This is a genomic window from Streptomyces sp. CB02400 (assembly GCF_001905725.1).
Lineage (GTDB): Bacteria > Actinomycetota > Actinomycetes > Streptomycetales > Streptomycetaceae > Streptomyces > Streptomyces atrovirens.
Genome location: NZ_LIWB01000020.1, coordinates 132,084 through 153,457 on the forward strand (window position 1 = coordinate 132,084; position 21,374 = coordinate 153,457).

Below are 21,374 nucleotides of genomic sequence, written 5' to 3' on the forward strand. Positions count from 1 at the left end.
GTGGGGGTGTGCGGGGACCGGCGTACGCTCCTTCCGGGGCGTACGCCGGCCGGTTGCGATCGGGTGGTGCGGCGGTTCAGCAGGCACCGAGGTCTTCCCAGACGCCCCATTCGCCGGTGGCGCCGGGCTCCTCGCCCGTCACCCACCACTTGGCGCGCCAGGTGCGGCCGCCGTGGGAGACGGTCTCGCCGCCGGTGTAGACGCTCCCGGCGTTCCAGACCGGCGCGATGCAGTCGCCCGGCTCGTCGTCACCACCGCCGTCGTCACCGCCGCCGATGTTGACGTCGATGCAGGCGTAGAAGGCGTTGGCGGTGTCCGCGATGTTCCAGACGGCGAGCACCTTCTGCCGGCCGGTGAACCCGCCGAAGTCCAGCTGGTGGCTGACCGAGGCGGGGGGCTGGGCGCCACGACCGTCGAACTGCGCGACCTTCTGGTCACCGATGAAGTACTGCCAGTTGCTGGTGGCGTGCCGTGCCTCGATGGTCCAGGTGAAGGTGTGCGTGGTGCCGATCGGCGTGACCCGCCAGCCCTTGCTGTCGTCGTCCAGGTCGGCCCACCGGGGGTCCCCGCCGCTGCAGTCGCGCAGTCCCTTCGGGCCCTCGACGCTCGCCGGTTCCCACTTGATCTGACCGCACTGCACCACGCGGTTGGCGCACTGGTCCTGCCGGCTCCCCGGCGAGACCACCCAGCCGTGGGCGCTCGCCGTCGGCGCCGGCAGGCTGATCGCGACCACGGGAGCGACCAGCGCTCCCACGGCGACAGCCACCTTTCTTTTCATGCTCATGACATTCTTCCCCTTCGGTCTCCGTCGAACCAGCCCGCCCCGGCGTACGACGTTGCCGATCAGGCAACCTCACAGCACAGGTCTAGACCTGCGCATGTCAGGTCTAGACCTTAGCGACCCTGTGGGTGCCGTCAAGAGGTTGCGCACGAGGGAGTGAACGGCCGCGCGACCGCGCCGACTTCGGCCGGCTCCCGAAACGACGGCCGGCGTGAAGCAGGCCGCCGGCCGGACGACGGTCATCACGGACGGTGGCCACCACGGCACCGGCCCGGTCGTCCGGCATGCCAAAGATCATTCACGGGGCGGGCCCCAGGGCGGGGGCGACACCCGGAGCGGCCGCCCGTTCGCGGGGAGAGCCGGGCGCCGAGCATGCCGGACGCCGTCGAGCCCATCACCCGGGCCGATGATCCAAAACGTCCGGTGTGACCTTGGATATACCCTTTGGTGCCCGGTCGTGCGTAGCCTGACCAACTGCTCTCGCACGCAGTGCCGCGATATCGGGTGCACATCACATCGATCGTTCAGGAGACCCATGCGCCCCCGGATAGCCTCTCTCCCGCCCGTCGCCCTGGCGGGCGGTGCCCTGACCGTCGGCATCGGCGGCCTGTACCTCGCCGGGCTGCTGCTCACCGGCGGTGAGATCGAGGCGGGTACGACGGTGCGCGGCATGGACATCGGGGGCCTGACCCGTGAGGAAGCCACCCGGAAGCTGGAACAGCACCTGGCGGAGGCCGGCCCGCGGAAGCTGGCCGTACAGGTCGGCGACCGCGAGGGCGCGGTCGATCCACGGCAGGCGGGGCTCGCCTTCGACATCCGGGAGACCCTGGACCGGGCGACGTCCACCGGCGCCGATCCGGTCAGTGTGATCGGCGGGCTGTTCCGCTCGGGCGGTGACATCGAGCCGGTCCTGCGAGTCGATGAGGACAAGGCCCGTGCCACCCTCGGGAAGCTGGCGAAGACGCTCGACCAGAAGGTCCGCGACGGCGCTGTCTCCTTCGCAGGCGGCCGTGTCGAGCAGACCGCGCCGCGCACCGGGTACGCGCTGGACGTGGACGCCGCGATCGGCTCACTGCGCACCTCCTTCCTGCGCGGCGCGACGGACTCGGTCACGGTGCTGCCCGCACGCGAGACCAAGCCGAAGGTCACGGCGGAGGAGACGCGACGGGCGGTGCGCGAGTTCGCGCGGCCGGCGATGTCGGCACCGGTCACGCTCACCGCGGGCGGCAAGCGGTTCACGCTCTCCCCGGCCGTGCTCGGCGAGTACCTGACCATGCGGCCGGACGACACCGGCAGGCTCACACCGGACCTCGACAGCAAGGGCCTGCGCGCCGCCCCCGCGGTGACCGGCGCCCTGAACGGCCTCCCCGCCACGCCCCGGAACGCACGGCTGGCACTCCAGGGCGACAAGGCCGTGGTGACCGCCGACGCCACACCCGCCGTGGAGGTCACCGACAAGGCCCTGGGCAAGGCCGTCCTGCCCCTGCTCACCGAGTCGGGCACCGCCCGCACCGGCGAGGTGGCCACCCGGCGGATCCAGCCGGAGGTCACCCGCGAGAACGCGGCCCGGCTGGGGCTCACCGAGAAGATGTCCTCCTTCACCGTCGACTTCGAACCGGCCGCCTACCGCACGACGAACGTCGGCCGGGCCGTGGAACTCATCAACGGCTCCGTCGTCATGCCGAACGAGACCTGGAGCTTCAACCGGACCGTCGGCGAACGCACCGAGGCCAACGGTTTCGTCGACGGCATCATGATCTACGACGACCAGTACACCAAGGCGCCCGGCGGCGGTGTCTCCGCCGTGGCCACGACCGTCTTCAACGCGATGTTCTTCGCGGGCGTCAAGCCCGTCGAGCACGGCGCCCACTCCTTCTACATCGAGCGCTACCCCGAGGGCCGCGAGGCGACGGTCGCCTGGGGCAGCCTGGACCTGAGGTTCACCAACGACTCCGGCAAGGCCATCTACATCCAGGCCGAGTCCACCGACACCTCGCTGACCGTCAGCTTCCTCGGCACGAAGAAGTACGACGAGATCACGTCGGTCAAGGGGCCGCGCACCGACGTGCAGCAGCCGGAGACGAAGGTGAGCACCGACGAACAGTGCGTGCCGCAGACCCCGCTCGAGGGCTTCGACGTCACCGTGGAGCGGGTCTTCCACGACGACGGCCGGGAAGTGAAGCGGGAACCGTTCCGCACCCACTACACCCCACGCGACGAAATCACCTGCGAAGAGACGCCGAGCACGCGTCAGCCCTGAGGAACGCCACCCCATCGGTCTGCCCGGCAGGACATCGTCCCGGCCTCGCCCGCCCGTACGCCCCGACCGGCCCACGGATGCCACGAGGCCACGCACCCGAGGGATTCCCCGCTCACGCCCACAGACGCGGGACCGCAGATCGGGCTCTGTCCCGCATTCGGTGGTGCCGAAGGGTGATGGCCGTCGTCGATGTGGCGGACGAAGGCGAGCTCATCCGGGTGTCGGCCCGGTGGTCGGCATCGTCGAGATCCACGTGCGCCGGGACGCGGGAACTCCCTCGATGACCACCATCAGCGCATGGTGATCACCAGCTTACCCGTGGTGCGCCCCGTCTCTCCCAGAGCGTGGGCCCGGGCGCCTTCGGCGAGGGGGAAGGTGCCGGAGACGTGGGCGCGGAGCTTGCCACGGTCGACGAGTTCGGCGACGGCGCGCATCCCGGCCTGGTCGTGCTCGACGAGGAGACCGACGGCGCGGACCTGTGCCTTCTCCGCCGCGGCCTGGGTGTCCTCGGCACCCGGCAGCAGGGAGACGACGACGCCACCGGGACGGAGCACGCTCACGGAACGGGTGGCGGTCTCCCCGCCGAGGGCGTCCAGGACGACGTCGTAGCGCTCGTCGGTGTCGGTGAAGTCCTCGGAGCGGTGGTCGATACAGGCATCCGCGCCGAGTTCGCGCAGGAAGTCGTGCTTGGGGGCGCTCGCCGTACCGGTGACGTGCGCGCCGCGCTCCTTGGCGATCTGTACGGCGAGATGACCGACACCGCCGGCCGCGGCGTGGATCAGCACCCGCTGCCCGGCCCGGAGGTCCGCGGTTTCGACGAGGGCTTGCCAGGCGGTGAGCGCGGCCAGCGGCAGGGCGGCCGCCTGGACGTGGTCGATCCCGGCGGGCTTGGCGGCGAAGGCGCGGGTGGGGCCGGTGACGTACTCGGCATGGGAGCCGACCCCGTACGGGTAGGGCAGCATGCCGAACACCTCGTCACCTGGCCGGAAGAGGGTGACACCGAAGCCGGTCCCCACCACGGTGCCGGAGACGTCCCAGCCTAGGGTCAGCGGCGGGGGCGGCAGGAAAATACTCAGGGCGCGGTGCTTGAAGTCCGTGGGGTTGAGTCCGGCCGCGTGCACGGCGACGAGGATCTCCCCGGGGCCGGGCGTCGGCCGCGGAAGCTCGGTCGGCCGCAGTACCTCGGGGCCGCCGAGGACCGTCTGGTGCAGGGCGAGCATCACGGGGGCGCCGCCCGTGGCGGCGGGGTCCGAGGAGCTGAGGTTCTCAGGGATGTCGGTCGAGGTCATGCCTCGATCCTGGCCGTACGGTCACGGCGGGCACGATGGCAAGAAGGTCTTCTTCCGATACATTCCTGCCATGACCGTCGAGACTCCCACCGTCCGTTCCACGTCCGCCGGGCCCTCCCGGGTCCGTGGCCTCGCCGAGCGCACGGCCGAACTGGACCGCCTGATGCGTCCGGACCCGCGGCCCGGCGCCCACAAGGTCGTCGTCCTCGCCCTCGACGGCGTCTATCCCTTCGAACTCGGCATCCCGCACCGGGTCCTGGGTTCCGCCGACGGCCGCTACGAGGTGCTGTCCGCGAGCGTGGACGGGCAGCCTGTGCGCACCGACTCGGATCTCACCGTCACCCCCGGGCACGGCCCTGAGGTGCTGGCGGAGGCAGACACCGTGGTCATCCCTCCGTACGCGATCTCCCGGGCCTCGGTCACCGCCCCGGACCCGCAAGGCCTCGCCGCCCTGGCCCGCGTCCGCCCCGGCACCCGTCTGGTGTCCATCTGCACCGGCGCCTTCCTGCTGGCCGCCGCCGGTCTCCTGGACGGGCGCCGGGCCACCACCCACTGGGCGCTGACCGACCACTTCAAGGAACTGTTCCCCCGGGTCGAGCTCGACGCCGGCGTGCTCTTCGTCGACCACGGTGACGTGCTGACCTCCGCGGGGGCGGCGAGCGGTGTCGACGTCTGCCTGCACCTGGTGCGCCAGGACCACGGCAGCGAGGTGGCCAACCAGGTCGCCCGTCGCTGCGTCGTGCCGCCGTACCGGGACGGCGGGCAGGCGCAGTACATCGAGCAGCCCCTGCCACCGGCGAGCAGAACCGGCACCGGGCCGACCCGCGACTGGGCACTGCAGCGGCTGCAACTGCCTCTGTCGCTGGACGAGCTGGCCGGGCACGCGGCGATGAGCACCCGTACCTTCGCCCGGCGCTTCCGGGAGGAGACCGGTCTGAGCCCCGGCCGCTGGCTCGTCCAGCAGCGGCTGCGGCGGGCGCGGCAGCTGCTGGAGACCAGCGACCTGCCGGTGGAACGGGTCGCCCACGAAGTCGGCTTCGCCACCGCGACCTCGCTGCGGCGGCACTTGGCGGCCGAGGCGGGGGTCGCCCCGTCGGCGTACCGGCGCACCTTCCGTGCCTCCGGTGCGGCCGCGGGCGACGTCAGTGCGCCGGCAGCACCCGGGCAGAGAGGCTCCACCGGCCTGCCGCCCTCACGGACGGCGGGCCGTCCCATGCGCTGACGCCCAAGGCACCCGTACCGACCCGCGGGTGGAACACCGAGCTCGGCTTCTGACAGCGCGCTCCGGCCACCCTTTCGCCGGGTGCGAAGCCGACTTCCGTAAGGGTCGGTACACGATGACCGACCACGGGTGACCCCGGAGCCGGCCGACCGGGTCTGGCTCATGAGGGATCAGCCCGCGCCGGAAGCGGTACAGGACCGGTGGTCGGCGCTCGGCGCCGCGCTCGCGGCCGGCCACCACGGCGGCGCCGGTGAGCTCACCCACCGAAACCCCCGGCCCCTGGTGTCAGAGTCCTCGCTCGATGGCCCGCAGCAGCCTCTGCTCGGCCTCTTCCGCCTGACCGGGGAGCAGGCCCCGCAGGGGTCCCTCGATGAGGAGTACGGCCATGCCGTGCACGGCCGCCCAGACGAAGTACTCGGCGCCCGGGCGGCGTTCGACGGGCAGCATGCCGCAGGCCGACAGGTCGTCCAGGGCGTCCGACAGCAGCCGGAAGGCGGTGCGGCCGCCGGTTCCGGCCGCGGCCTCGGTGTCGGTGTTCTCCAGGTCCGAGGTCACGAACGCCGCGCGGAACAGACCGGGTTCGGCCCGTGCGAACGAGAGGTAGCCGCGGACCAGGGCCCTCAGGCGCGCGCGGGCCACGGCCTGCGCCCCGGCTTCGTCCCCCTCCGGTCGCTCGTCGGCCTCTTCCGCCGTCCGCAGCTCCATGGCACGGGCGAGTTCCGCCAGGGCGGCCTGGGACACCGCGCTCAGCAGGGCACGGCGGTCGTCGAAGTGGCGGTAGGCGGCGTTGGGCACGACACCTGCCTGCCGGGTGGCCTCCCTCAGGACCACCGCGTCCGGGCCGCCGGTGCGGGCGAGTTCCACGCCCGCCGCGATCAGCGCCTGCCGCAGGTTCCCGTGCCGGTAGGTGTCCCGGGTCGCCATCGGTCCTCCTCGTTCCTGTGACCGTCTCCCGAGGGATGTGGACGGCGTACACAACTGGGGGTACTGTACGACACCTCCCCTCGCCCGCACCTCGACGGGCGCGGCCCACCAAATGTGGACGGCGTACACAAAGGTCGGGAGGGGGCGTGGAAGGACATCCATCAAGGGGGCGGAGTTGGAAGAAGCAGTGCGTCTCGAAGCCGTGTCCAGGCAATACGGTTCCGGGCGATCGGCGGTGACCGTGCTCGGCCCGCTCGACCTGTGTTTCACCCGGGGGAGCTTCACCGCGGTCATGGGGCCCTCGGGGTCGGGCAAGTCCACCCTGCTCCAGTGCGCCGCGGGGCTGGACCGGCCCAGTGCCGGCCGCGTCGTCCTCGACGGCACGGACATCTCGTCGCTCGGCGAGACGGCGCGAACCGCCTACCGCAGGAGGGCCACGGGTTTCGTCTTCCAGGCGTACAACCTGCTGCCCTCGCTCACCGCGGAACAGAACATCGCACTGCCGCTGCGACTCGACGGACGGCGCCCGACTCGTGGGGAGATACGGAGGGCGCTGGAGCGGGTGGGTCTGGCGGACAGGGCCGGCAGCCGTCCGGGCGAGCTCTCCGGCGGCCAGCAGCAACGCGTCGCCGTGGCCCGTGCCCTGGTGACCCGGCCCGCCGTGCTCTTCGCGGACGAGCCCACCGGGGCCCTCGACCTCGCCACGGGGCGCGAACTCCTGCGAGACCTGCGGGACCTGGTGGACACGCCGGGCCGCCACGGGCTGGGAACGGTGGTCATGGTCACCCACGATCCGCAGGTCGCGGCCTTCGCCGACCGGGTGGTGTTCCTCGCCGACGGTCTCGTCGCCGGGGAGCTGCACGGCCCGGCTCCGGAGGCGGTCGCCGCCCGGATGGCGGCGCTGGGCGGAACGCGGGGCGTGGCCGTGTCGGAGGCCGCGCGATGCTGAGGGTGGCGCTGGGCACGGTGGGTGCCCGATGGGTGTCGTTCCTGGGGGCGTTCACGGCCGTGGTCCTGGCGGTCGCCCAGCTCACCGCGCTGGGTGTGGCGCTGTCGGCCTCGGCCGAGAGCCCTGACCGTCCGCCGCGCCGCTTCGCCGGCGCCCCCGCCGTCGTCCTGCCCGTCGACCCGCGGTGGGACCCTGCCCGGCACGATCTGGGGGTGCGGTCGCTGCCGGAGTCACGAGGACTGCCGCCGCGACTGGTGCGGGAGGTGTCCGGCACGGGGCACACGGTGGTGGACCGGTCCTTCTACGCGCAGGTGGCCGACGGCCCCGACGACCAGGTCGGTCATCCCTGGCCGGTGGCGCGTTACGGCGGGTACCGGCTGAGCGACGGCCACCCGCCGCGCGCCGCGCACGAGATCGTCGTACCGGCCGACCGGGCACGTGTGGGGGCGGAGGTGACCGTGCTCACGGCGGCCGGGCCGGAGCGGCGCACCGTGGTGGGGACCGTGGCCCCGGTCCCCTGGGAGAAGGCCGTGTTCTTCACGGAGGCCGAGGCCGCCAGGCTCTCGCCGCGGATCGACGCCCTGGTGGCCACGGGCCCCGTCGGCCGGGTACGGGAGGCCGTGGCCGACGACGCGGCAGTACTCACCGGGCAGGACCGTCGCCGGGCGGACGCCGACGCGGGCACCGACCGGAAGGCGCTGGACAACACTCTCACCCTGCTGCCCGTCATGGCCGCGGTCGCGGGTACCACCGCCGTGTTCGTGGTGGCGTCGACCTTCGCCTTCGCGGTGGTGCAGCGTCACCGGGAGATCGCTCTGCTGCGCGCCATGGGCGCCACCGGCCGACAGGTGCGGCGCATGGTCCGCGGTGAGGCGTTGCTGGTGGGCTGTTGCGCGTCCGCGGTAGGGGGCCTGCTGGGTCTGCTGGGCACCGGATGGCTGACGGCCCTGCTCGTCGCGCTGGACATCGCACCGCCTTGGTTCCGGGTGGAACTGTCGGCACGTCCGCAGGTGCTGGCGCCGGCCGGCGCGGCGTTCGTCACGGGTGTCCTCGTGGCACTCTGCGGAGCCGTCGGGGCGTCGCGCAGGGCCTCGCGCGTCGAGCCCGTGGAAGCGTTGCGGGAGGCGGCGGTCGACGACACGCCGGGGCGTGGGCGGATGCTGCTGGGCGGGGTGGGGCTCGCCTGCGCGGTGGGCACGGCGGGCTGGATCGCACTGATGGCACCGCGCACGGTCCTCTCCCCCACCGTGTACGTCGTCAGCCTGCTCGTGCCCGTGGTGGCCACCGCCCTGCTCGCTCCCCTCCTCGTGGGTCCGGTGGTCCGGGCGCTGATGCGGCCGCTGCGCCGCCTGCCGGGGCCGGTCGCCCTGCTGGTGCGGCAGAGCGCGCTCACCGCGCGCCGTCGTACGGCGGCCACCGCCGCTCCCGTCCTGCTGACGGTCGGTCTCGCCCTGTCCCTGCTCACGGCCACCGACTCACTGGGGGCGGCACGGAACGAGGGGCTGCGCGAAACGATCGGCGCACCGTATGCCCTGGTGCCCGACGGCACACCGGGCATCAGCGCACAGGTGGCGGGGCGGGTGGCCGGCATCGACGGCGTACGGCTGGCCGCGCCGGTGCTCACCACGATCCGTCTGCCGGACGGCGACGGACGGTTGGAGGAGAACGACGGGCTGGCCGTTGATCCCGGGGCGTTGCGCCGGACGACGCGGCTGAGGGTCGTCGGCGGGTCGCTCGCCGACCTGGACGGCAACAGCATGGCTGTCGCCGAACGCTGGGGCGGAAAGGTCGGCGACCGGATCCCGGTAGTGCTCGCGGACGGCCGGCGCGTCGTCCTCACCGTGGCCGCCACGTATGCCGCCCTGCCCGGCGAGGATGTCGCCTACCTGCCGCAACGGCTCGCCTACACAGGGTTGTTCGCCCGTGACGGTCTGGTCCGTCGTGCCTACCTCGCCCTCGATCCCGGAACCGACCGTGCGACCGCGCTCGCTGCGGTCCGGGCCGCGGTCGAGGGGAGCGGGGCACGGCTGACGAGCCGGCGGGAACTGATCGCCACCGAGGCCGCCCTCGGCCAACGGCTGACCGAGACCCGCCAGCGGGCCACCGGTGTGATCGTGGTGCTGTTCTGCTTCGTGGCCATTCTGAACACCCTGTTGATGGTCACCGCGGACCGCCGCCATGACATGACCGCGCTCCGTATGGTCGGGGCAACCCCCCGGCAGACCCTGTGGTTCTTCGTCGCCGAGTCCTTGCTGGTCGCGGCGGTCGGGGTGGTACTGGCGCTACTCGCCTTCGGCGTCAACCTCATCGGACTGGTGGGCGCCCTCGGGCAGTTGTTCCCGGCCGCGCCGGTGTCGGTCCCGTACGCGACGGTGGCCGCAGTCACGGGTGTTTCGGGACTCCTGGTGGTGACCGGCACGGTGGTGCCCGTGATGGCGGCCCTGCGCACGGGCGGGGACGGCTGGGTCCGTTGAGCGCCGCGCGAGACGGCATGCGTATGCGTCACGCTCTGGCGAGCGCGGCGCTCGGCACCGCGCTCACACTCGGAGCCCTGACCGTGCCGGCAGCAGCCGCCCCCGCGACCACGGCCACCGGGGCCGTGTCAACGCAGGCGAGCGAGGATTCCTCGTGGTCACCGGCTTCCGTCCCGGCCTCGTGGCGTCCCTTCGAGCGGTACTACTGGTACCTCGAATGCCTCGCCGCCGGCGTGGCCAACACTGTGGGGCCCAGCGGTTGGGCGATCGACTACGACTGCAGGGTCGACACGTCGAACTCGAACCACTACAGGCTCTGGCTCTACTACTGAGCCGAGGCCTCGTCGGGCCTTTGGGATGCGGTGCCCCGCGGCGGCTCCCGGGATCCGGGGGTCGCCGCCGTCCGCCATCACGGCTGGAAGTCGAGGCACGGCGAAGCCTGCGCGTGCGCCGCCATCCGCTTCGGGCGGTGTGACGAAGCCGTACCACCGCCCGGGGCCGCCTGCGCATCACTCTGCTGCCGAACCCGCAGTACGGGGCGGAGGCCGGTTCGCCGCGACGGGAATCACTGTTCGGCCAGTCGGGCCTTCGCGAGCTCGTCCCGCACGGCAGGGGGCGTTCCGTCGGGCAGTCGTACGGCCTTCACCGCCACGTCGACCCGCAGCACCTCGTCGTGGGCCCGCCGCACCTGGCCCGTCCCGCCCTCGGCCAGCCTGCTCAGGAGGCGGTACCGTCCCGCGATCAGCCCTGTCGGCGCGTCCATCCGTGGCTCCCCGTGTCCTGACACGGATTCAGCGTACGGAACGTGCCACCCGGAGCGGCAGTCTCGAGCCGGGGCTGCCGGCTCACGGGTTTCGGCCCGCCAGACGCTCCCAGTGCGGCGGGTGCCCGGACCGGGAGGCCATCGCGCGGTCAGGTGACGGTGGTGGCCGTCCCGCCTCCGCCGGTGGCGACGCCGCCGCCGGGCTTGGGTGCGGAGAAGGGGGGCCTGTCCGGTAGGCACGTTGTTCCGACCGGGGGAAGGGTGCCGTCGATCAAGTAGCGGCTCTCGTGGTCCTGGACGCAGCTGCTGGGGTTGAGCAGTGCGGTGTGCCCGTGTCCGTCGACGGTGAGCAGGCGGGCGTCGGCCAGTTCCTCGGCCATGGCCTGTGAGGCCGAGTAGGGGGTGGAAGGGTCGTAGCGGGTGCCGACCACCAGGACGGGGTGTGCCGTCGGTTTGTTCCACGGGCCGCGGTAGCGGTCGGCGGCCACGGTCGGCCAGGTGGCGCACCCCTCGCCGGCCCAGGTCCAGAAGCGTCCGGCGTCGCCCGCGCGGGCGGCGGCGGCCTCCTCCAGGGCGTGGTAGACGCCCGGGACACGCGGATTGGGGCTGTCGCCGCAGAGCACCGCAGCGCCCTGTTCCTCGCCCAGGTACGGGTTCGGATCCGGGACCGGTGGTGGGGGCGGGAACGGGGACGGCTCCGCGACGCGGCCCTGCCACAGGTCCTGCAGTCTCCCGGCGAGTTCCGTCCACCCCGGGTGGACGACGTAGAGGCTGTTCACCACACTGGCGAACGTGCCGGCATAGGTCCACGAGCCTACGGGCTGCTCACGGAGCCGCCGCATCAGCCGGTCGAACTTGTCCCGGGTGGTTTTCGGGCTGCCGGCGGAGAAGGCGCAGTGGGCGGTGGTGGTGGACCCGCACAGGGTGAGGAACCGGTCCAGGGTCGCCGCCGCGGAGCGGTCGGATCCCATGCGCAGGAAGCTCGTGAGCCGGGGGTCGTCGTCGGAGGCGTGGTTCGTCCAGGCCTGCGGGTCCCAGTTGCTGTCGAGGACCATGGCGCGGACCTTGCCGGGGAACAGGTTGGCGTAGGTGGCGCCCAGGATCGTGCCGTAGGAGATCCCCTGGTAGGTGAGGTGCGGATCGCCCACCGCCTGGCGGAGCCGGTCGAGGTCGCGGGCGGTGTCGGCGGTCGACACATGGCGCAGGAGCTCGGGGGCACGCTGCTCACAGCGCCGTGCCAGGTCCTGGTACGCGGCGATGAAGGCCGCCCGCTCCTCTTCGCCCACGGGGAAGCCCGCCGCATGGTTCGCGTTCCAGTCGGCGGCTTCCTCGGGGCTCCCGAAGCAGTCGACCGCGGTGCTGTTGCCGACTCCGCGGGGGTCCCAGCTGACGATGTCGAACCGCTCCCGCACCTCGCGTGGGAAGGACTCGTAGTTCTGTGGCATCTGCACGGTTCCGGGGCCGCCGGGGCCGCCGGGGTTGAAGAACAGGGTGCCGATACGCCGACCGGGGTCGGTTGCCTTCCGTCTGACGACTGCCAGTTCGATGGTGCGACCCCGTGGATCGTCGTAGTCCAGCGGCACCTTCGCGGTCGCGCAGTCGAACTCGCTGCCTGGTACGCACTGGCTCCAGTCCAGCTGCGGGGCGGGCACGGTGGGGGCACCGCCGGCCGAGGCGATGTTCGGCCCGGTCACCATCGTCGAGCAGGTCAACAACGCCGTGATGACCGCGGTACGACGACGGCGGCGGCCGCCTACGGGTCCGCGTATGGGGGGCATGGGCATACTCCGTCCCTCTGGCTCCATGGCTGAGCGCCCGAGGCCACCACTGCGCCGGTCCTCGGCACGCATCCGTTTCGACAACACCGCGACGCGGCGCGACGTGCGAGGCAACCGCAGCCGAATGGCCGAGCCACATCGGCCGGAAACGCTCACGGTGGTGATCGCCGCCATCACCCGACCTGTGCCCGAGGGCCCACTCTCCAGATGGCGTCCCGGAGCCGGCCGTCGCACCCTGAGCGCCGGGAGGCCGCCGCCGGGGGCGGGGTGTCGTGATCAATCCTCGCGGCGCCGACGCGCGAGATGGACGGTGATGTCGGCGGCCATCCCGACTCTGTCCGGCAGTACCTGCGTGATCCGGCCGAACACCTGCTCCCGCTCCGCGGTCGGCAGGACGAGATAGGCCGAGATGGTGGAGAGATGACCAACGTAGTCGCGGGCGCTCATCGTCACACGCCGTTCGATCACGGCCTGCCGAACGTCGGTGAACCACTCGGACCGTTGCAGCTCCGTACCCGGCCACTGCATCTCATGACCCGGAGGCGTCCCGTCGGGCGACGGAATCTCGTCACTCTCCAGGAACGGCGCTCGCGCCGCGCGGACAGCCTCCTCCACAGCCGGGTCGGCCAGTCGAAATGGTCCGCCGCACGAGGCGAATACGCCACCCGGTTCCAACAGCGCGGCCATACGCGGCCACCGGCCCTCCGGGTTCGTCCAATGCAGCGCTGCTGCCGCGTAGACCAGCCCATACCGTTCGCCCGGTCGCAAGTCCTCGAACGCAGCCTGCAACGGCCTGACGTTCGTCGGCACGTGCTTGCGCAACTCGGCGAGCATGGACCCGTCAGGATCGGTGGCGGTCACCGTTACCCCCCGCCGAGCGAACAGGCGGGTTGCCTTGCCTGTCCCGGCGCCGATCTCGAGGGCGGTCCGAACCGGGTGGCCCGCGTATGCCATCACCATGTCGAACAGCTCCACGGGATACCCCGGCCGGAACCGTTCGTATGCTTCCGCCACCACTCCGAAACTCAGCGCGCGACCAGACATGCCCAGCATCGTGACACGAAGAACGAGTCCCTCGTTCCCGGAGTCCGTGGCCGACGTCCTGGAGCCACAGCGCCGAAAGCCTCACTGTCTCCAGGCCTGGCAATCGGTCTCTGCTCGATCTGTCGGGCAGTCCGCGTCGCGGTGAACCGTTCGGCGCCGTTCCGGAGTTCGCGCTCGCGCTGCGGGTCGTAGGACTCCTCCGGCGAGCGGGTCGCACGGCTGCGGTCGGCATAGGATCCGGTCGGCGCCCCGGTCGTGCCGAGAACGACGTCGGCGAGGCAGCGGCCCGCGGCACCACGGCTGGTGGCGAACGGCGCGAGGACCATCACCGGCAGGACGCGCCGCATCGCGAAACGGGCCATGGGTCCCGCGTTGCGGGCAAGGCCGGTGCCGGGGACGAACCCCGGGTTGTAGGTGACAGCGTCGATCCCGCCCGGCGCCTGTGCGCCGCGGTGCGGGGAAGGCGCCCCTGCGGGCCAGGATCTCCGGGGATTTCCGGTCCGGGCCGGAGCGACGAAGCGGTTCTGGAGCAGTCGTACGAACAGGTGGTCGGCGAGCACGTTGACGGCGAAGGTGGACTCGAACCCGTCGGGTCCCTCGGTCAGGGCGTTGGTGTACTGGATGCCCGCATTGCCTACGAAGCCGCTCAGCGAGGGGAGTTCACCGCCATCGAGTCGGTCACGGGTCTCGGTGGCGGCCGGGCGGACGCTCTCCGGTGAGCTGATGTCCGCCGAGACGTACGAGACCGTGTGACCGCCCGTGGCGAGCTGTGAGCCGGAGGAATCACGGCGACGACGAGGAGGTGCACGCCTGACGACCGGCGCAGGGCGTGCTCCGCGGCGACGCGGCCGATCCCGCGGCTCGCGCCGGTCATCACGATGGTGTGCTGCGTGGGAAGTTGTTCCTTTGTGGTCAGCCGATGGCGCTCGGTTCGGGGAATCTCCACGTTCGCCGCTGCCGCCGGCGCCGGCCAGTGCCGTCCCCGTCACCGGGACTGGCAGTACCCGGGCCCATCCGGCGCCGCACGGCGAGAACGAACCCATGGCTTCCTCCCGTTCCGCTTTCGGTGCGCTCCTGCGCGCCTGGCGTGACCGACTCTCCCCGGCGGACGCCGGGTTCACCGTGGCGGATGGCCGTCGTGCCCCGGGACTGCGCCGCGAGGAGCTCGCGCAGCCGGCCGGGCTCTCCGTCGACTGCATTCGGGCCCGGCTCGCAGTTCCACGGGTTCGTCAACGACCCGCGCCGGGCACTGGCCATGGTCCGGGTCACCGTCCTGGAGGCGGCACACCCTCAGATCGGCGCCGTACGGATCGACGACTCCACGTCCGTCGCTCATCCCTGGCGGCGTCTGCGCAACACCTTCCTGAGTCTGCAGCGCACGTCCGGTGCCGACGATCACGTCCGAAGCCGCGAGGCGGCCCGGCTCAACCGCCTGCACGCACGACTGAACGGTACCGACGCCCACCATCGTCCCTACGCCGCGATGGACCCCGGCGTACGAGCGTGGGTCGTCGCACCCATGAAGGACTTCCTGTCCTTCATGTCCGGCCGCCGGCGCTCCACGCCCCACGACCCACTGCTCGCACAGGCATGACTCTCCTGTGCGCACGCCGCCGGCCGTTTCGGGCCGACTGGGTGGACGTTCCCCATCCCGTGATGCCCTGAGCGTCGGCATCCCGTGGTGGCTGACGTGGAGAGCATGCCCCCCGGCTCATCCTTCGTCGAGCGGCGTTCAGTTGGCTGTCCCGGCATGGTCACAGCAGGTGGAGAGAGTGTCCTCCAGCCCCCACTCACCACCTGTGACAAGGAGCGGGAATGACCCCTGCCGATTCCTCTCACCCCGACAGACGCAGCCTGCTGCAGGCCGCCGTCGCGATTCCCGCTGTCGGCGCCATGAGCGCCGCCGCGCTGGCCACCGGCGTCGAGCCCGCGCACGCCGCCCCGGACGCGGCACGCCCGGGTCGCTTCGACCCCGCCTCGCCGCGATTCGGCCTCGCGGTGCTGCCCGACACGCAGTACCTGTTCGACGCCGACAGCGCCGACCCCGAGCCGCTGCGGGCCACGTTCCGGTACCTGGTGGGCCGGCGCGGGGACGCCAACCTCGCCTTCATGACGCACCTGGGCGACATCACGGAGCACGGCACACGCGAGGAGATCACCCTCGCCGCCCGCACCTTCCGGTTGATCGACGGTCACCTGCCGTACAGCGTCCTGGCCGGGAACCACGACATCGCCTCCGGTGACGACCAGCGGGGTGACACTCCCTATCTGGACGCCTTCGGCCCGCACCGGTTCGCCTCCGCGCCCACCTTCGGCGGCGCCTCCCCCGACGGCTACAACAGCTACCACGTCCTGCGCGCGGCCGACCGCGAGTGGCTGGTCCTCGCCCTGGACTGGCGGGTGTCCGACACCGGCCTGCACTGGGCCCAGGGCGTGCTCGACGAGCACCGCACCTTGCCCGCCGTACTGACCACCCACGACCTGGTGTGGGCCGGGGACGACGGCGCGGCCCATCTGTCCGACAACGGCGCCCGCATGTGGGACAAGCTCATCCGCCGCAACGACCAGATCTTCCTCGCGCTCGGCGGGCACTACTGGCCGCCCGGCCGCACCGTCCTGGCCAACGATTTTGACAACGATGTCCACCTGCATGTCACCAACTATCAGGACCGTTACTACGGCGGCGCGGGGATGATCCGCCTCTACGGCTTCGACCTCGTCCGAGGCGTCATCGATGTGGAGACGTTCTCCCCGTGGTTCCTGGCCCGCGACGCGTCCGACCGCACCCCGTTGGAGGCCGAGACACTCGAACTGACCGGTCCCGTCGACCGGTTCAGCCTGGAGATCGACTTCGCCGGCCGCTTCCGGCGCTTCGCTCCCCCTGTGGTGCCGAAGCCGCGGCCGGCCCCAGCCGTCATGCCCCGTGGCACAGTCGCCTACTGGCGGTTCGACTCCTCGGGCGCGGCCCTGCCTGCGGCGGGCGCCCCGGTCCCGGACGGGACCGTCGTGCGTGACCTGTCCGGCAACGGCAACGACCTCACCGTCAGCCGGCTGCACGACAGTGACCCGAAGGTGCTCACCGTCTCGGCCGAACACCACCCCGGGCAGCCCGCACACGCCAGTCTCCGCTTCGACGGGGGCAAGAACCCCGACCGCGGAGCCATCCTGACCACCGGCTCTCACGCGCGCCTCAACAGCGAGAAGTTCCCGCGCGGTTACACCATCGAGACGTTCGTACGGCTGCCCGAGCCGTACGAGGGCGACCACGCCTGGATGGGCATCCTCAGCTGGGAGGGACGCAACGGCGACATCGGCAAAACCACTGGCTGGTCTCCGCTGGAACCCACGTGCAGCCTCAACGTCTCTCCGGAACGCTTCCTTCAGTTCGTGGTGTATCCGGACCGCCAGGACGCCGACCCGACCTCGTGGAGCCATGCGATCCCGGTCGGACGCTGGACCCACATCGCCGTCGTCAACGACGCCCGCCGCACCATCGTGTACGTGGACGGCTCGAAGATCGCCCGCAATCCGGCCCAGCCGTCGACCGGCATCGCCACGCTCGGCAAACCCTTCGTGCTCGGTGCCACCCAGTTCGACGAGCGGTTCGGACAGGGCTTCTACGGCTGGATGGGCGACACCCGCATCGTCGGCCGCCCGCTGTCCCCGGCCGAGTTCCTGGCCCCCGCCGGCTGATCGCAGCGGTACGGTGTCGCCCGGCATCGGCCACCACCCCGCACCCGCATGTCCGTATCTGTGGGTCAGCCGTCCCTGAGGACGGTTCCGAGTGGGGGGCCGGCCGGGGAGGGTGGGATGAGCCGGGACGCGACCCGGCTCTCCGATCTTCCTTGTCGAGGAGGCACCGTGCCCGAAACGATCGCCGGGATCGCGATCCCGGATACTGCCCTGGTCCGCGAGGCCGGCGCGCTTGTGCGCCAGGCGGCGGACGACACCTTGTTCCACCATTCCCGCCGGGTGTTCCTGTGGGGAGTGCTCAAGAGCGCCGCCCGGGGGCTTGAGGTGGATCCCGAGCTCGCCTACGTCGGCGGGCTCTTCCACGATCTCGGCCTGACGGACGACTACCGCACGAAGGACCGCCGGTTCGAGCTCGACGGTGCGGAGGTGGCGTACGCGTTCCTTCGGGACCACGGCCGCTCCGAGGAGGAGGCGCGCAACGTCTGGCTGGCGATCGCGCTGCACACCACGCCGGAGGTTCCGCTCCACCTGGCGCCCGAGGTCGCCGTGGTGACCCTGGGCGTCGAGACCGACGTCCTGGGCCTGGGGCTCGACGAGATCACGCCGGAGCAGCGTGCGGAGGTGGTGGCCGTCCACCCGCGGCCGGACTTCAAGAGGCGCATCCTCCAGGCGTTCTACGACGGCATGTCCGACCGGCCCCGGACCACGTTCGGCACGATGAACGACGACGTGCTCGCCCACTTCGACCCGTCGTTCCGGCGTGAGGATTTCGTCCGGATCATTCGGGAGAACGCCTGGCCCGAGTGACCTGATCGGCGACGCTGCAGCGGTGATGGGGAGGGCGTCGACCGGCGGGGCGCTCCGGCCGGCGGTCCTGGGCAGGGGCCGGCGCCTGAGCCCCGAGGCCCCGCCTTCGGACATCCTGGGAGGGAGCAGGGAGAGGAGCGGACAGCCCATGACGGATCACCGTGTGGCGTTCCTGGTGTTCGACGGCATGAAGATGCTGGACGTATCGGGCCCCGCGGAGGTGTTCGCCGAGGCGAACACGTTCGGCGCCCGGTACACGCTGTGCTACGCCTCGCCATCCGGCGAGCCGGTGCGCACGTCGATCGGCACACGCCTGGCGGTGGACTCGAGCGCGGCCGACCTCGAGGACGTCGAAACGCTCGTGGTCACGGGTGGGGATCGACTCGTCACCGAGCCGATCCCCACGATGCTGTCCGACGCCGTCCGGCAGCTGCGTACCCGCGTGAGCAGGCTGGTCTCCATATGTACGGGTTCATTCGTTCTCGCCGCCGCCGACATACTGTCGGGGCGTCGCGCGACCACCCACTGGCGACACGCCCCGCTGCTCGCCCGCGCCTACCCCGACATCCAGGTCGAGCCGGATTCACTCTTCGTCCAGGACGGTGACGTCATCACGTCGGCCGGCATCAGCTCCGGGATCGACCTGGCGCTCTCCATCGTCGAACACGACCACGGAGCGGACCTCGCCCGCGACGTCGCCCGCAATCTGGTCATGTTCATGCAGCGCCCTGGAGGTCAGTCCCAGTTCTCCGCACCGCTGAAGGTCCGGGTGCCGCGCACCCCCGCGCTGCGTGCGGTCACCGACCTGGTCGCGGCGCAGCCTGCGCTCAAGCACAGCACCGACTCGCTGGCGGACCTCGCCGGGGTGAGCCCCCGGCACCTCACCCGGCTGTTCAGCGCCGAACTCGGCACGACACCCGGTAAGTTCGTCGAGACCGTGCGACTGGACCACGCGAAGGCCCTGCTCGACGCCGGTCACGGCGTGGCCGAAACCGCTCGGGTGGCGGGTTTCGGCAGCGCCGAGACATTGCGGCGGACGTTCGTGGCCCGGTTCGGCGTCCCGCCGGCTCACTACCGCGCCCGGTTCGCGACCACGCGTCCCGATCCCCGCCCTCGGTAGGACCTGGCCCGCAGCAGGTCCAGGCGTGTCCGGCGGCAGGGATCACTCGCCGCCGGCTCCATCGGCCTGCGTCCGTGGCGGCCGGACGTGCCGTCATTTCCGGTGGCCGGCCGTCACCAGGGAGCCGTCGATGAGGTAGCGCAGCCGGGAGCGGGCGGTGATGCCCAGCCTGGGGAAGCTGCGGTAGAGGTGCGAGCCGACTGTGCGCGGGGAGCCGATGCCGGAACCGATCGGTGTCGCGGCCTCCACCAGTTCGCGCAGTTGGCGATCACCGCACAGCGCCGGCGATGTGGACACGGCGCCGTGGGCGGCCAGGCGGGCACCGCGGGTCATGCCAGGACTCCTCACCTGTGCCTCCGGCCGGACATCCGCCTTCCGCGCGTCCACTTCGACGGACACCCCGGCGAAAGCTGCCGCCGCCCTCTCACGCCGAGGCCGGCGATCCTCCGTCATCCCCGAGCACGTCCGCCAGGTCCGCACCGCCGACCGGACGAGCCCGGCCCCCTGACGCCCGGACGATTCCCGGTTCCGGGCCCCCGGCATCGCACCTTTTACGGTGCCGGACGGGTCAGGACAGGACAAAAGCGCCCGATTTGGAGCGGCCCCGGACCATGCCCGACCATGGGCGCCGTCCCGGCGATCCCGGGCAGCAGTTCGAAGAGAGGCGCACCACCCCATGCACGTCACCGGAACCGTCCCCCCACCGGCTCCGGCCCCGCAGGAGACCCCCGCGGCCCCCGCCGACACCACCGGTCACCCCGGCCGACACGCCCGCCGTTTCGGGCTGCCCGTCGCCACCGCCCTGGTCATGGGCAACATCATCGGCGGCGGCATCTTCCTGCTCCCGGCCTCCGTCGCCCCGTACGGCACGATCAGCCTGCTCGCCTTCGGTGTCCTGACCGTCGGCGCCATCGCCCTCGCCCTGGTCTTCGGCCGGCTCGCCGAACGGGACCCGCGCACCGGCGGCCCGTACGTCTACGCCCGTGAGGCCTTCGGCGACTTCGCCGGCTTCCTCGCCGCCTGGGCGTACTGGATCACCACCTGGGTGTCCAACGCGGCCCTCGCCGTCGCCGCCGTCGGCTACCTCGACGTCCTGATCCCGGTGAACGACCACCGCTGGACCGCCTGCCTCGCCGCCCTCGTCCTGCAGTGGCTGCCCGCGCTCGCCAACTTCGCCGGCACCCGGTACGTCGGCGCCGTGCAGCTGGTGTCCACCGTGCTGAAGTTCGTGCCGCTGCTGCTCGTCGCCGTCGGCGGGCTGTTCTTCTTCGATCCGGACAACCTCGGTCCCTTCCACGCCGGAGGCGGCAGCGCGATCGGCGCGGTGTCCGCCTCGGCCGCCATCCTGCTCTTCTCCTACCTCGGCGTGGAGTCCGCCGCCGTCAGCGCGGGCGAGGTCAAGGATCCTCGGCGCACCGTGGGACGCGCCACCGTCATCGGCACCGCGGGCGCGGCTCTCGTCTACCTGCTGGGCACACTCTCCGTCTTCGGCACGGTCGCCCACGACCGCCTGGTCGACTCCGGCGCGCCCTTCTCGGACGCCGTCAACGCCATGTTCGGCGGCGCCTGGGGCGGCTGGGCCGTGGCGCTGGCCGCGCTCGTGTCGATGACCGGCTGCCTCAACGGCTGGACGCTGCTCAGTGCCCAGACCCCGTACGCGGCGGCGAAGGACGGGCTGTTCCCCGCCGCGTTCGCGCGCAGGCGGCGCGGAGTGCCCACGGTCGGCGTCGGTGTCACCGTCGTCCTCGCCTCACTGCTGACCGTCTACAACTACACCTCCGGCTCGGCGAAGGTCTTCGAGGTCCTGGTCCTCGTCACCACGTTCACCGCGACCGTGCCGTACCTGCTGGCCACCGCCGCACAGATCTTCCACCTCCTCTCCGGGCACCGCGACCGCGTCGACCGCGCACGGCTGGCACGCGACGCCGTGATCGCCTCGGTCGCGGCCGCGTTCTCGCTGTGGCTGGTCGCGGGCGCCGGATACGCGGCCGTCTACCAAGGCGTGCTGTTCCTGCTCGCGGGCGTGCTGGTCCACGCGGTGATGGCGGCCCGCAAGCAGCGACCGAAGGCGCCGGCCGGCGGGTAGTGACGCGTCACCGCGCAGTCATCAGCAACCGGCTCACGCCGGGAGCGTGCGTGGCGTGTCCCGGCGGGCTCGTGGATCGTTGGCTGGTGGGAACCCGTGCACTCCATCGCTCCCGAGGAGCCCCCGCGGCCAGTTCGAGCCCGCTGTACGCCGACCGGGACGAGGGCCCGCCGCCCCTTTGGTG

Annotated in this window: 16 protein-coding genes and 1 pseudogene; 10 read left to right on the forward strand and 7 right to left on the reverse strand. The window is 71.9% G+C overall.

Annotated elements, in window-relative coordinates:
- Window positions 1-76 precede the first annotated feature (76 nt).
- Window positions 77-784 (reverse strand): lytic polysaccharide monooxygenase, encoded by a 708-nt coding sequence (locus AMK33_RS34190; protein WP_073936897.1) that lies wholly within the window; start codon window positions 782-784, stop codon window positions 77-79.
- Window positions 785-1,316: 532 nt separating this feature from the next.
- Here AMK33_RS34190 and AMK33_RS34195 point away from each other — a divergent pair.
- Entirely contained in the window at window positions 1,317-3,041 is a 1,725-nt protein-coding gene (locus AMK33_RS34195; protein ID WP_073936898.1) for a VanW family protein, read from the forward strand.
- A gap of 290 nt (window positions 3,042-3,331) precedes the next feature.
- Here AMK33_RS34195 and AMK33_RS34200 read toward each other — a convergent pair whose 3' ends face one another.
- The gene (locus AMK33_RS34200; RefSeq protein WP_073936899.1) at window positions 3,332-4,330 is read right to left on the reverse strand and encodes an NADP-dependent oxidoreductase; all 999 of its coding nucleotides are present in this window, start codon (window positions 4,328-4,330) and stop codon (window positions 3,332-3,334) included.
- A gap of 70 nt (window positions 4,331-4,400) precedes the next feature.
- Here AMK33_RS34200 and AMK33_RS34205 point away from each other — a divergent pair, with 70 nt between their 5' ends.
- The gene (locus AMK33_RS34205) at window positions 4,401-5,552 is read left to right on the forward strand and encodes a GlxA family transcriptional regulator (protein ID WP_073936900.1); all 1,152 of its coding nucleotides are present in this window, start codon (window positions 4,401-4,403) and stop codon (window positions 5,550-5,552) included.
- A 285-nt stretch (window positions 5,553-5,837) separates the two neighbouring features.
- Here the strand turns inward: AMK33_RS34205 and AMK33_RS34210 are convergent, their stop codons facing one another.
- Window positions 5,838-6,476 carry a TetR/AcrR family transcriptional regulator gene (locus tag AMK33_RS34210; RefSeq protein WP_073936901.1) on the reverse strand — a complete coding sequence of 213 codons (639 nt, stop codon included), beginning with the start codon at window positions 6,474-6,476 and terminating at the stop codon, window positions 5,838-5,840.
- 175 nt (window positions 6,477-6,651) lie between these two features.
- Between AMK33_RS34210 and AMK33_RS34215 the strand changes: the two genes are divergently transcribed.
- From AMK33_RS34215 to AMK33_RS34225, 3 genes are read left to right on the forward strand one after another with little or no spacing between them, the layout of a single operon-like run.
- On the forward strand, window positions 6,652-7,425 hold the full coding sequence (locus AMK33_RS34215) for an ABC transporter ATP-binding protein (protein ID WP_073936902.1): 774 nt from the start codon (window positions 6,652-6,654) through the stop codon (window positions 7,423-7,425).
- The gene (locus tag AMK33_RS34220) at window positions 7,419-9,899 is read left to right on the forward strand and encodes an ABC transporter permease (protein WP_073936903.1); all 2,481 of its coding nucleotides are present in this window, start codon (window positions 7,419-7,421) and stop codon (window positions 9,897-9,899) included. The genes AMK33_RS34215 and AMK33_RS34220 overlap by 7 nt, the downstream gene beginning before the upstream one ends.
- Before the next feature lie 23 nt (window positions 9,900-9,922).
- Window positions 9,923-10,231: a hypothetical protein gene (locus AMK33_RS34225; protein WP_143203888.1), complete on the forward strand. Its 309-nt coding sequence runs from the start codon at window positions 9,923-9,925 to the stop codon at window positions 10,229-10,231.
- 233 nt (window positions 10,232-10,464) lie between these two features.
- Here the strand turns inward: AMK33_RS34225 and AMK33_RS34230 are convergent, their stop codons facing one another.
- The 3 genes from AMK33_RS34230 to AMK33_RS34240 all read right to left on the reverse strand — a co-directional run bounded on the left by AMK33_RS34230 (window position 10,465) and on the right by AMK33_RS34240 (window position 13,484).
- Window positions 10,465-10,662, reverse strand: a complete 198-nt coding sequence (locus AMK33_RS34230) for a hypothetical protein (protein ID WP_073936905.1) — start codon at window positions 10,660-10,662, stop codon at window positions 10,465-10,467.
- Between the two features lie 149 nt (window positions 10,663-10,811).
- Window positions 10,812-12,440, reverse strand: coding sequence for an alpha/beta hydrolase (locus AMK33_RS34235; protein WP_235618276.1), 1,629 nt, complete (start codon window positions 12,438-12,440; stop codon window positions 10,812-10,814).
- Window positions 12,441-12,716: 276 nt separating this feature from the next.
- Window positions 12,717-13,484 carry a class I SAM-dependent methyltransferase gene (locus AMK33_RS34240; protein ID WP_073936925.1) on the reverse strand — a complete coding sequence of 256 codons (768 nt, stop codon included), beginning with the start codon at window positions 13,482-13,484 and terminating at the stop codon, window positions 12,717-12,719.
- 1,129 nt (window positions 13,485-14,613) lie between these two features.
- Here AMK33_RS34240 and AMK33_RS34250 point away from each other — a divergent pair.
- The 4 genes and pseudogenes from AMK33_RS34250 to AMK33_RS34265 form a co-directional block, all read left to right on the forward strand.
- A pseudogene (locus AMK33_RS34250) lies at window positions 14,614-15,006 on the forward strand (oxygenase MpaB family protein); the annotation flags it as partial.
- Window positions 15,007-15,299: 293 nt separating this feature from the next.
- Window positions 15,300-17,177: a LamG-like jellyroll fold domain-containing protein gene (locus AMK33_RS34255; protein ID WP_073936907.1), complete on the forward strand. Its 1,878-nt coding sequence runs from the start codon at window positions 15,300-15,302 to the stop codon at window positions 17,175-17,177.
- 168 nt (window positions 17,178-17,345) lie between these two features.
- A complete protein-coding gene (locus tag AMK33_RS34260) occupies window positions 17,346-17,984 on the forward strand; it encodes an HD domain-containing protein (RefSeq protein WP_073936908.1) in 639 nt (212 codons plus the stop codon).
- Between the two features lie 148 nt (window positions 17,985-18,132).
- Window positions 18,133-19,104, forward strand: coding sequence for a GlxA family transcriptional regulator (locus AMK33_RS34265; protein WP_073936909.1), 972 nt, complete (start codon window positions 18,133-18,135; stop codon window positions 19,102-19,104).
- Window positions 19,105-19,197: 93 nt separating this feature from the next.
- On the opposite strand, the gene AMK33_RS44250 is transcribed toward AMK33_RS34265, so the two are convergent.
- The gene (locus AMK33_RS44250) at window positions 19,198-19,437 is read right to left on the reverse strand and encodes a hypothetical protein (protein WP_079195071.1); all 240 of its coding nucleotides are present in this window, start codon (window positions 19,435-19,437) and stop codon (window positions 19,198-19,200) included.
- Between the two features lie 343 nt (window positions 19,438-19,780).
- Here AMK33_RS44250 and AMK33_RS34275 point away from each other — a divergent pair, with 343 nt between their 5' ends.
- Entirely contained in the window at window positions 19,781-21,190 is a 1,410-nt protein-coding gene (locus AMK33_RS34275) for an amino acid permease (protein WP_073936911.1), read from the forward strand.
- Window positions 21,191-21,374 lie beyond the last annotated feature (184 nt).